Source organism: Streptomyces akebiae, from assembly GCF_019599145.1.
Lineage (GTDB): Bacteria > Actinomycetota > Actinomycetes > Streptomycetales > Streptomycetaceae > Streptomyces > Streptomyces akebiae.
The window spans coordinates 311086-322540 of record NZ_CP080647.1; the positions used below are offsets into that span (position 1 = coordinate 311086).

Annotated in this window: 8 protein-coding genes and 1 pseudogene; all 9 read right to left on the bottom strand. The window is 72.0% G+C overall.

Annotated elements, in window-relative coordinates; all coding sequences use genetic code 11:
• Positions 1–99: 99 nt before the first annotated feature.
• The 9 genes and pseudogenes from K1J60_RS01425 to K1J60_RS01465 all read right to left on the bottom strand — a co-directional run bounded on the left by K1J60_RS01425 (position 100) and on the right by K1J60_RS01465 (position 11363).
• Positions 100–1863, bottom strand: coding sequence for an ABC transporter permease subunit (locus tag K1J60_RS01425; protein ID WP_220644522.1), 1764 nt, complete (start codon positions 1861–1863; stop codon positions 100–102).
• 6 nt (positions 1864–1869) lie between these two features.
• Positions 1870–3396 carry an ABC transporter substrate-binding protein gene (locus K1J60_RS01430; protein WP_220644523.1) on the bottom strand — a complete coding sequence of 509 codons (1527 nt, stop codon included), beginning with the start codon at positions 3394–3396 and terminating at the stop codon, positions 1870–1872.
• A 192-nt stretch (positions 3397–3588) separates the two neighbouring features.
• The gene (locus K1J60_RS01435; RefSeq protein ID WP_220644524.1) at positions 3589–4323 is read right to left on the bottom strand and encodes a formate dehydrogenase accessory sulfurtransferase FdhD; all 735 of its coding nucleotides are present in this window, start codon (positions 4321–4323) and stop codon (positions 3589–3591) included.
• 51 nt (positions 4324–4374) lie between these two features.
• Complete coding sequence (locus K1J60_RS01440) at positions 4375–5757, bottom strand: L-serine ammonia-lyase (protein WP_220644525.1); 1383 nt, start codon at positions 5755–5757, stop codon at positions 4375–4377.
• A gap of 69 nt (positions 5758–5826) precedes the next feature.
• Positions 5827–7082 (bottom strand): annotated as a pseudogene (glyA, locus tag K1J60_RS01445) (serine hydroxymethyltransferase).
• A 78-nt stretch (positions 7083–7160) separates the two neighbouring features.
• Entirely contained in the window at positions 7161–8351 is a 1191-nt protein-coding gene (locus K1J60_RS01450) for an NAD(P)/FAD-dependent oxidoreductase (protein WP_220644526.1), read from the bottom strand.
• 122 nt (positions 8352–8473) lie between these two features.
• Positions 8474–9607 carry an aromatic ring-hydroxylating oxygenase subunit alpha gene (locus tag K1J60_RS01455; protein WP_220644527.1) on the bottom strand — a complete coding sequence of 378 codons (1134 nt, stop codon included), beginning with the start codon at positions 9605–9607 and terminating at the stop codon, positions 8474–8476.
• 41 nt (positions 9608–9648) lie between these two features.
• A complete protein-coding gene (locus K1J60_RS01460; protein WP_220644528.1) occupies positions 9649–10281 on the bottom strand; it encodes an MBL fold metallo-hydrolase in 633 nt (210 codons plus the stop codon).
• Positions 10278–11363 (bottom strand): S-(hydroxymethyl)mycothiol dehydrogenase, encoded by a 1086-nt coding sequence (locus K1J60_RS01465; protein WP_220644529.1) that lies wholly within the window; start codon positions 11361–11363, stop codon positions 10278–10280. The genes K1J60_RS01460 and K1J60_RS01465 overlap by 4 nt, the downstream gene beginning before the upstream one ends.
• Positions 11364–11455 lie beyond the last annotated feature (92 nt).

Sequence of the window (11455 nt, forward strand, 5' to 3'; positions counted from 1 at the left end):
GGGTCGCCGAGGCAGCGGCCGTGCGTGGGGGACGACCTCGGCGGTGTACTCGTTCACCCGCCGGGCCCGGATGGGCACGTCCTGCCCCGGACAGCACACCTAGCCCCGAGGTCGGCTGCGGCTCCAGGTCGTGGAGGAGACGGCGAGGACCGACAGGAGGACGAGGGCGGCGGACGGGCCCAGGACGGTCCAGGGGGCCAGTTCCGCGTAGGGCTGGTTCTCCGAGAGGAGGCGGCCCCACTCGGGGGTGGGCGGCTGTTCGCCCAGGCCGAGGAAGCCGAGGGAGGCGAGGACGAGGACCGTGGTGGGCAGGCGGAGCAGGGCGTTGCGCACCAGCGCGGGCCCGACCGCGGGCAGCAGGTGGTGGCGGAGGAGGTAGGAGGGGCCCGCGCCGAAGGAGAGCGACGCGAGGAGGTGGCCGCTGGCCCGTTCCTGTTCCAGCAGGGCGGCGGTCTGGGCGGCGTACGGAGTCCAGGCCACCAGGCACACCGCGCACGCGGCGCCCCAGACCGACGGGCCGGTCACGGCGGTGGTGAGCAGTCCGGCGAGGACGGCCGGCATCGTCGAGACCACTTCGGTCAGGCCCGCCCCCAGCTGTGCGGTCGTGCCGATCAGCAGTCCGACGAGGGCGCTGACCACGGTGACCGCGAGGGCCACGCCCACCGTGCGCAGGGCTCCGTGCCCCAGCCGGGCCAGCAGGTCGCGGCCGAGCGAGTCGGTGCCGAGGGGGTGCGCGAAGGAGGGGGGCAGCAGTCTGGCCGTCGTCTCGACGTGCGACGGGTCGCGCAGGAGGCCGGCCACGACCAGGGCGAGGAGGGTCACGGCGCAGAGTCCGACGACCCAGGGCAGCGACCGGGGTCGCGGGAGCCTCGGCGGGTGCAGGGCGGGCAGGGCACCGTCCCGCAGGGCGGGGCCGAGCAGGGCGTGCCGCAGGAGCTGGATCAGGAAGCCGGCGCAGACGCCGAGCAGGACCAGGGTCAGCGTCGCGGTCTGCAGCGGCGGCATGTCCTGGGCGGTGGCCGCGTCCAGCGAGAGACGGCCGAGACCCGGGATGTTGAAGATCTTCTCGACCGCGACCGCGCCGCCGACCAGGGCGACGACGGTCGGCAGGAGTTGCGGGAGGACACCGGCGAGGGCGCTGCGCAGTGCGGTGCGCGCGATGCGGCCACCCGAACATCCGTGAGCGCGCCAGGTCCGTGCCCAGGGTTCGTTGAAGGCGGCGGGCAGTGCCTGGTCGAGCAGTCCGCCGATCATGGCGCCGGAGGGGACGCCGAGGGCGAGGGCGGGCAGCACCATCGACCGGGGCCCCTCCCACCCCTGGGAGGGGAACCAGCCGAGCCACACCCCGCAGACGGTCGCGAGCAGCGAGGCGAGCAGGAACTTGGGCAGTGCCGCCGCGACGGCGGCCGCGGTGCCCGCACGCTTCTGCCGCAGTTCTCGCCGGGATCCGAGGTACAGGGTGCGGGCACAGACCAGCGCGGCCACCGCGATCGTGACCGCCAGCGCGCCGAGCATGAGCGTGACGGAGACCGCGAGGGCCGTGGTCACCTGGGGCAGAACCTGTTCGCCCGACACCCAGGAGGCGCCCGCGTCGCCGTGCGCCAGTCCGCTCAGCCATCGTCCGAGATGGGCGAACGGCCCCTCGTCCAGACCCAGTTGCTCGCGTACGGCGGACAGCTGGGCCGGGGTCGGGTCCTGGTCGGCGGCGCGGGCGCGCAGCACGGTGAGGGCGGGGTCGATGCCGGACAGCCAGGGCAGGAAGGCCACGGCCGTCAGCAGCGCCGCTCCGGCGGCGACGCGGCCGGCGCCCGTACGCCACCGGGTGGGCAGGCCCCGGGCACCGGCCGACGACGTGGTGGTCATCGGCGGTTACTTCAGTCGGGTGTCGACGTCGACGAGCGAGCGCTCACGGGGGTCGAGGAGGACGCCCTCGACATCGTCGGAGATGCCCTGGACGACCTTCTCGTGGACCAGCGGCACGACGGCGTCGGTGCGCAGGATCTCCGCCTCGGCCCGCATGATCTTCTCCTGCCGCTCGGCCGTGTCGCCTTCCCCGGCGGCGGACTTGATGGCCCGGTCGACCTCGGCGTCCTTCAGGCCGGCGATGTTGTAGACGCCGTCGCCGGTGTAGTCGCTGGCGAGGTAGGCGACCGCGTCGCCGGTGTCGAGGAGTGTGACCCGGGAGAAGACGAGGGCGTCGTACTCGCCGGCGAGGAGGTCGGCCTCCATCTGGGTGTACTCGCGCACGTCCTGCTTCACCGTGAACCCGGCCTTCTCCAGCTGCTGTTGGAGGACGGTGGCGGCCTCGGGCAGTTCGGCGCGGTTGGTGTAGGTGGCCAGGCGCAGCGTCCTGCCCTTCGTCCCGCTCCTCACCTGTGCGGTGGTCGCGGCCTTCGCCCGGCCGGTCACCTCGACCCGCCGGTCGGCGGCCCACGGGACGGCGGGCCCGAACAGGCCCTGCGCGGGGTCGGCGTAGCCGCCGAAGACGGAGTCGACGAGGACTTCGCCGTCCACCGCCTCACGGGCTGCGGCGCGCAGACCGGCGTCGGTGAAGAGGCCGCTGCCGGTGTTGAGGACAAGGCTGTCGGTGCGCACGGAGGGCACTTCGTGGCGGGTGTTCTCGTCGAGGAGCTTCGCCTGGGCGGTGGGGATCCACTCGGCTATGTCGACGTCGCCGCCGCGCAGGGCGTTGGCGCGTGCGGTTCCGTCGGCGATCCACGTGACATCGATGCCGGACGCCTTGGCCCTGCCGCCCCAGTACCCGTCGTAGCGGCTGAGCGTGGCCTTGGTCTTTCCGGTGAGCCGGGTGATCTCGAAGGGGCCGGTGCCGGTGCCCACGGGGCTGACGGTGCCGTCGTCGGCGTACGCCTTCTCGGCGAGGATGCCGAGGGCGGGGCTGGCGAGCCGCAGCGGGAGGACCGGGTCGGCGGCCTCGGTGGTGATGGTGACGGTGTCGGCGTCATCGGCCTGCGCGGTGAGCGTCACGTCGCTCAGAACCCGCGGCTTGGTCTTGGCCCCGTTCGCGTGGTCGAGGGCGCTCACGACCGACTCGGCGGTGACGTCGGTGCCGTCCTGGAACGTGGCCTCGCGCAACTCGAAGACCCAGGTCGTGGCGCTCTTCCGGGTCCAGGACTTCGCCAGGGCGGGGGCGGCGGCGCCGTCCTCGTCCAGGGCGGTGAGGCCTTCGGCGACGGAGAGCTTGCTGAGCACGGTGGCGTCGTTGCTGTACGGCGACAGGGCCTGCACCGGTGGCACCGCGAGGGCTATCCGCAGGCGGCCCGCGGCCCCCGACCCGTCGCTCGCACCGGATCCCTCCTCGCCTGCGGCGAAGCAACCGGCCAGCAGCGGGGTGAGGGTGAGGGCTGCCAGGAGGCGGCGGGGAGTGGCGGTGCGCATGGTGGTCCTGTCTTGCGGAGAGCGGATCGATCAAGAATATAAGGCCAGCCTTACCAATCTTTCACGGCAGGGTGGGTGAGGATACGCACTCCCTGCGACGACCGGCATGAGGACCGCATGCCGGACACCGCAGAAACCGTGGCGGGCGCCGGCGGGCAACGGCGGTGTCCGGAGACCGTCGGTCGCGGCCCGTCATGTGCCGGCTCCCGCCCCGGCCCGCAGGTCGAGGCGGCGCTCGCCCGCGTACACGTTCATGGAGCCGCCGCGCAGGAATCCGACGAGGGTGAGTCCGGTCTCCGCGGCCAGGTCCACCGCGAGGGAGGACGGAGCGGACACGGACGCCAGGACGGGGATGCCGGCCATGACGGCCTTCCGGGCGAGTTCGAAGGACGCCCGTCCGGAGGGTGAGAACAGCCCGGCGGCGTGCAGCCCGCCGGTCCGGTCGAACACCCGTTGCGCGGCCCGCAGTCGGTCGGGAAGGAGGGCCGGCAGGTCGGGGGTGACCCGGACCGGGGGCGTGTCGGCGAGGGGCCAGGCCGCCGTCGTCCGTACCGCGTCGAGACCGGCCTTCCCGCACAGGCCGCACGACGACGTGGTGTACACGTTGCGCTCCAGCGTGATGTCGGGCGGCGGCACGCCGGGGGCGAGACGGACGTCGACGACGTTGTAGGTGTTCCGGCCGTCCTGGGTGGCGCCCGCGCAGTACACGACGGCGGCCACGTCCCAGGCGCGGCTCACGACGCCCTCGCTCACCAGGAACCCGGCGGCGAGGGCGTAGTCGTCGCCGGGTGTGCGCATGGTGATGGCCAGGGGTCTGCCGTCGAGGCGGATCTCCATCGGTTCTTCGGCGACCAGTGTGTCGGGGCGGGTGCTCGGTTCCCCGTCCCGGATCCGCAGCACGCGCCGTCGTTCGGTGACCCGTCCCATGGCCTCGCTCCCCGTTCCGCCGTCGGGGCACCGGCCGCTGCCCCGCGGCGCTCAGCACTCGATGACGTTGACGGCGAGGCCGCCGCGGGCGGTCTCCTTGTACTTGACCTTCATGTCTGCGCCGGTCTCCTTCATGGTCTTGATGACCTTGTCGAGGGAGACGTGGTGGCGGCCGTCGCCGCGCATCGCCATACGGGCGGCGGTGACGGCCTTCACCGCGGCCATGCCGTTGCGTTCGATGCAGGGGATCTGGACGAGGCCGCCCACGGGGTCGCAGGTGAGGCCGAGGTTGTGTTCCATGCCGATCTCGGCGGCGTTCTCGACCTGTTCGGGGCTGCCGCCGAGGACTTCGGCGAGTCCGCCGGCGGCCATGGAGCAGGCGGAGCCGACCTCGCCCTGGCAGCCGACCTCGGCGCCGGAGATGGAGGCGTTCTCCTTGAAGAGGAGGCCGATGGCCCCGGCGGCGAGCAGGAAGCGGACGATGCCGTCGTCGTCGGCGCCCGGCACGAACTCCAGGAAGTAGTGGAGGACGGCGGGGATGATGCCGGCCGCGCCGTTCGTCGGCGCGGTGACGACCCGGCCGCCGGCGGCGTTCTCCTCGTTCACGGCCATCGCGTAGAGCGTGATCCACTCCATGGCGCGGGCCAACGGGTCGCCCTCGCTGCGCAGGGCGCGCGCGGCCGCGGCCGCCCGCCGACGGACCTTCAGACCGCCGGGGAGGATGCCCTCGCGGCCGAGACCGCGTGCGATACAGGCCTCCATGACGTGCCAGATCTCCAGCAGGCCCGCGCGAATCTCCTCCTCGGTGCGCCAGGCCTTCTCGTTCTCCAGCATCAACGCGGAGATCGACAGGCCGGTCTCCCGGGTGAGCCGCAGCAGTTCGTCACCGGTGCCGAACGGGTGGGGCAGCACGGTGTCGTCGAGCTTGATCCGGTCCGCGCCGGCCGCTTCCTCGTCGACCACGAAGCCGCCGCCGACGGAGTAGTACGTCTTCTCCAGCAGCGGCACGCCGTCGGCGTCGTACGCGAAGAGGATCATGCCGTTGGCGTGGTACGGCAGTGACCGCCTGCGGTGCAGGACCAGGTCGGTCGAGGTGTCGAAGCCGACCTCGTGGGCGGGGCCGATCTCGGCGCCGAGGAGACGGATGCGCCCGGTGGCGCGGATCCGCTCGACGTCCAGGTCGGCCCGGACGACGTCGACCGTGTGCGGCTCGTAGCCCTCCAGGCCGAGCAGGACCGCCTTGGGGGTGCCGTGGCCGTGGCCGGTGGCACCGAGGGAACCGAACAACTCCGCCCGTACGGCGGCGGTCTGGGCCAGCGCTCCGTCCTGCTTCAGTCGCCTGACGAACATCCCGGCGGCGCGCATCGGGCCCACGGTGTGCGAGCTGGACGGGCCGATGCCTATGGAGAACAGGTCGAAGACGCTGATTGCCACGCCACACTCCGTGGAGTTGGAGGGGACGTGCCGTTCGGTGACGGCACGCCCTCTGCGGGAGGTTGTCGGTCACAGCCCCGGGTACAGCGGGTGCTTGTCGGCGAGTGCCTTGACCCGGGTCTTCAGCGCCTCCGCGTCGTAGGCGGGCTTCAGCGCCTCGGCGATGACGTCGGCGACCTCGGTGAAGTCCTCGGCCGTGAAGCCGCGCGTCGCCAGAGCCGGTGTGCCGATGCGCAGGCCGGAGGTGACCATGGGCGGGCGGGGGTCGTTGGGGACGGCGTTGCGGTTGACCGTGATGCCGACCTCGTGGAGGCGGTCCTCGGCCTGCTGCCCGTCCAGCTCGGAGGCGCGCAGGTCGACCAGGATCAGGTGCACGTCCGTGCCGCCGGACAGCACGTCGACGCCGGCCGCGCGGGCGTCGGCGGCCGTCAGGCGCTCGGCGAGGATCCGCGCGCCCTCGACCGTACGGCGCTGGCGCTCCTTGAACTCCTCGCTCGCCGCGACCTTGAAGGACACCGCCTTCGCCGCGATGACGTGCTCCAGCGGGCCGCCCTGGAAGCCGGGGAAGACGGAGGAGTTGAGCTTCTTCGCGAAGTCCTTCCTGGCGAGGATGATGCCGCCGCGCGGTCCGCCGAGCGTCTTGTGCGTCGTGGAGGTGACCACGTCCGCGTACTCGACCGGGTTGGGGTGCAGTCCGGCCGCGACCAGGCCCGCGAAGTGCGCCATGTCCACCCACAGGTACGCCCCGACCTCGTCGGCGATCCGGCGGAAGGCGGCGAAGTCCAGCTGACGGGGGTACGCCGACCAGCCCGCGATGATCACCTTCGGGCGGTGCTCCTTGGCGAGCCGCTCGACCTCGGCCATGTCGACGAGTCCGGCGTCGTCCACGTGGTAGGCGACCACGTTGAACTGCTTGCCGGAGAAGTTCAGCCGCATCCCGTGGGTGAGGTGGCCGCCGTGCGCGAGGTCCAGGCCGAGGATGGTGTCGCCGGGGAGGCCAGCGCGAACAGCGCGGCCTGGTTGGCGGAGGCCCCGGAGTGCGGCTGGACGTTGGCGTACTCGGCACCGAAGAGGTCCTTGACCCGCTCGATGGCGATCTGCTCGGCGACGTCGACGTGCTCGCAGCCGCCGTAGTAGCGGCGGCCCGGGTAGCCCTCGGCGTACTTGTTGGTCAGCACCGAGCCCTGGGCCTCCATGACCGCCACCGGAGCGAAGTTCTCCGAGGCGATCATCTCCAGGGTGGACTGCTGACGGTGCAGCTCGGCGTCGACGGCGGCGGCGACCTCGGGGTCGAGGTCGTGCAGGGACTGGTTGAACAGGGTCATCAGAGGTCTCCTGTGCGGGTTCCGGAGGGAGGAGAGGGGGACGGGACACTCACGAGACGACGCTCACGTGCGGAACGCTCAGGACACGGCGACGGCGACGGGGACGGGGACGGGGACGAGCGTGCGGCGGAGCCGGTTGAAGAACTTCGGCTGGTTCAGGGAGAGCACGGCCACCGGATCGCCCTCGTACCGGTAGACGGCCGTGAAGGTACGGCTGTCCAGGTCGCCCTCGACGACCTCGGGCTCGGCGCCCGGGGCGACGTACCCGGCGAACTGGATCCGCGTGCGGTACTGGTCGGACCAGAAGTACGGGGCGGTGAGCGGGGCGGGCGCGGACACGCCGGTCAGCAGGGTGCGGGCGGCGGTCTTCGCCTGCTCGGTGGCGTTGGTCCAGTGCTCGACGCGGGCGTGCCGTCCGGTGAACGGGTGGGGGCAGCGGGCCACATCGCCGACGGCGACGACGCCGGGGACGGTGGTCGCGCAGCCGGTGTCGCACACCACACCGTCGTCCACCAGCACTCCCGAGCCGGCCAGCCAGTCGGTGTTGGGCCGCACACCCACGCCGACCACGACGATGTCGGCGGGCAGCACCCGTCCGTCCGCCAGCCGTACACCGGTGACCCGGTCCCCGCCGAGGAGTTCGGCGACGCCGGTGCCGCACAGCAGGTCCACGCCGTGATCGGTGTGCAGGGAGGAGCAGACCAGGCCCATCTCGCGGCCCAGTTGGCGCTCCAGCGGTACGTCGGCCGCCTCGACGACGGTGACGTGCGCTCCGAGCCGGTGGGCGGTGGAGGCCACCTCGGCGCCGATGAAGCCGGCTCCGATGACGACGAGCCGGGGCAGGCCCGTCAGCAACTCGGTCCGCAGGGCCAGGGCGTCGTCCAGGGTGCGCAGGGTGTGCACGCCGGCCAGCCCGTCGGAGCCGGGCAGGGTGCGCGGGCTCGCGCCGGTGGCGACGACCACGCCGTGGGTGCGCACCTGGCGGCCACCGGTCAGCGTGACGGTCCGGGCGGCGGGGTCGAGGCGCACCGCCCGTTCGCCGAGCAGCCAGTGCACATCCAGGTCCTCGTACTCGTCGGGGTCGCCGAGGGCGAGGGCGTCGGCGTCGAGTTCTCCCTTGAGGAAGTCCTTGGACAGCGGCGGACGGTCGTAGGGAGCGTGGCGCTCCTCCCCCACGACGACGATCTCGCCGTCGTAGCCCTCCGCGCGCAGCGCGCGGACCGTGCTCAGGCCCGCCAGCGACGCTCCGACGACGGTGATGCTCCTCATGGCGGGCTCCAGACGAGAGGCTGTCTCACATGAGCCTGTCTCACATGACACAACGACGGGCGTTATGCGCAACATGGTTTCGGTGGAATTCCGGGGTGTCAAGGGGGCGGGACCGAGCGAGGTCAGTGCGCGGGTCCGACGTCGAGCTTCTTCTGGAGCCAGGTGTGGAACTCGCCGATGTGGTGCTCGCTGGGCACCAGCACACCGCCCTTGGCGTACGCCTTCGAGCTCATCGCCGGCTGGGTGCGCTCGCAGGCGTCGAAGTCCTGCTGGTTGACCCGGTGGAAGAGCTCCACCGAACGCTCCACGTCCTTGCCGCTCTCGACGACGTGCGGCAGATACAGCCAGTCGCACTCGACGATCGTGCGGTCGGCCGCCATCGGGTACATCCGGTGGAAGATCACGTGGTCGGGTACGAGGTTGATGAAGACCTGCGGCCGGACGGTGATCGCGTAGTAGCGGCGGTCCTGGTCCTCGGCGACACCGGGAATACGGTCCAGACCCTCGGAACCGTCCACGGTGAACCCCCGCACCTCCTCACCGAACTCCGCGCCATGGCCCACGTAGTACTGGGCGGCGTACCCGTCCGCGAACTCCGGCAGCACCTCGGTCAGTTCGGGATGGATCGTGGCACAGTGGTAGCACTCCATGAAGTTCTCGATGATGAGCTTCCAGTTCGCCTGCACGTCGTACGTGATCCGGCGGCCCACCGAGAGGTTGCCGATGTCGTAGCGCTCGATCGACTCCAGGTCGCCGAGCCGCTCGACGACCGCGCCCAGCACGTCGGCCTCGAAGGACGGCGGCTCGTCGGCCAGGCACACCCACACATAGCCGAGCCACTCCCGCACATGGACGTTGACCAGGCCGTACGCGGTGCGGTCGATGTCCGGCATCGAGGTCAGGTTCGGCGCGGCGACGAGCTTGCCGTCCAGGCCGTACGTCCAGGCGTGGTAGGGGCACTGGAAGGCCCGCTTGACCTCGCCGGACTCCTCGGTGCAGAGCCTGGCCCCGCGGTGCCGGCAGATGTTGAGGAAGGCCTTGACCGAGCCGTCCCGGGATCGGGAGACGAGGACGCTCTCGCGTCCGACCTGGTAGGTGCGGAAGGCACCGGGCTTCGCCAGCTCGGAGGCGCGCGCGACACAGAACCACATGGCCTCGAAGACCCGCTCCTGCTCCTGGGCGAAGACTCCGGGGTCCGTGTAGTACTCGCCCGACAGCGTGGGGATCAGGCTGGGCGGCAGATTCGTGAGGGTCATCGAGTCACCTTCGGGAGGATCGGGAAGCGATGGCGGGCGGGTCAGTGGCCGCGGGTGATCCACTCGTCGAGGTGGGGCGCCTCGGCCCCGATCGTGGTGGTGTCGCCGTGACCGGTGTGGACGGTGGTGGCGGCGGGGAGCGTCAGCAGCCGGTCCCGGATGGAGGCGATGATGGTGCCGAAGTCCGAGAAGGAGCGGCCGGTGGCCCCCGGACCGCCCTGGAAGAGCGTGTCGCCGGAGAACAGGGCGTTCAGCTCGGGTGCGTGGAGGCAGACCGCGCCGGGCGAGTGGCCGGGGGTGTGCAGCACCGTCAGCTCGACGCCGGCGACGGTCAGGGTCTCGCCCGCGGCCAGCGGGCGGACGTCGGGCGCCTCTTCGCCGTGCGCCATCTTCCACAGGACGGTGTCGGCGGGGTGGAGCATGATGGGCGCGCCGTGGCGGGCGGCCAGGTCCGGGGCTGCGTTGACGTGGTCGTTGTGGGCGTGGGTGCACACGACGGCGACCAGACGGCGGTCGCCCACGGCGGCCGCGATGGCGTCCGCGTCGTGCGCGGCGTCGACGACGAGGACCTCCTCGTCGTCGCCGATCAGCCAGACGTTGTTGTCGACCTCCCAGGTGCCGCCGTCCAGTTCGAAGGTGCCGGAGGTGACGAGGCGCTCGACGCGGGCGGTCACAGGACCACCACCGAACGCAGGACGTCGCCGTGGTGCATCTTGGCGAACGCGGCCTCGACGTCGTCCAGGCCGATGGTCTCGGTGACGAACTCCCCCAGGTCGAAGCGGCCCTGGAGGTAGAGGTCGATCAGGGCGGGGAAGTCGCGGGAGGGCAGGCAGTCGCCGTACCAGGAGGACTTCAGCGCGCCGCCCCGTCCGAAGACGTCCAGCAGCGGCAGTTCCAGCGTCAGCTCAGGGGTGGGGACACCGACCAGGACGGCGGTACCGGCCAGGTCGCGGGCGTAGAAGGCCTGCTTGAAGGTCTCCGGGCGGCCGACCGCGTCGACGACCACGTCGGCACCGAAGCCGCCGGTGAGCTCGCGGATCGCCTCGACGGCGTCGGTCCTGGAGGAGTCGACGGTGTCGGTGGCACCGAACCGCTCGGCCCACGTCAGCTTCCGCTCGTCGACGTCGACGGCGATGATGCGGCCGGCTCCGGCGACCTTGGCACCCGCGATCGCGGCCATGCCCACGCCGCCGCAGCCGATCACCGCGATGGAGTCCCCGCGTCCCACACCACCGGTGTGGACCGCGGCGCCGAAACCGGCCATCACTCCGCAGCCGAGGAGTCCGGCTACGGCCGGGGAGGCCATGGAGTCCACCTTGGTGCACTGTCCCGCGGCGACCAGGGTCTTCTCTGCGAAGGCGCCGATTCCGAGGGCCGGGGCGAGCGGGGTGGCGTCGGCCAGGGTCATCGGCTGGGTGGCGTTGTGGGTGGCGAAGCAGTACCAGGGTGTGCCTCTGCGGCAGGCCCGGCAGGCGCCGCAGACGGCGCGCCAGTTGAGGATGACGAAGTCGCCGGGGGCGACGTCGGTGACTCCCTCGCCGACCGACTCCACCACGCCCGCCGCCTCGTGGCCGAGCAGGAACGGGAACTCGTCGTTGATCCCGCCCTCCCGGTAGTGCAGGTCGGTGTGGCAGACGCCGCAGGCCTGCACCCGGACCAGCGCCTCACCGGGGCCGGGGTCCGGCACCAGGACGGTCTCCACCGAGACCGGGGCGCCCTTCTTTCGGGCGACGACGGCGCGTACCTCGTGTGTCACGGTCGATCTCCTCGTCGAGGAAGAGGGGGAAGGGGGAGGGGGAGGAGCTTCACCGGGCCTGCCCGCCCGGACGGGGACCGTGGCCGGGCCGC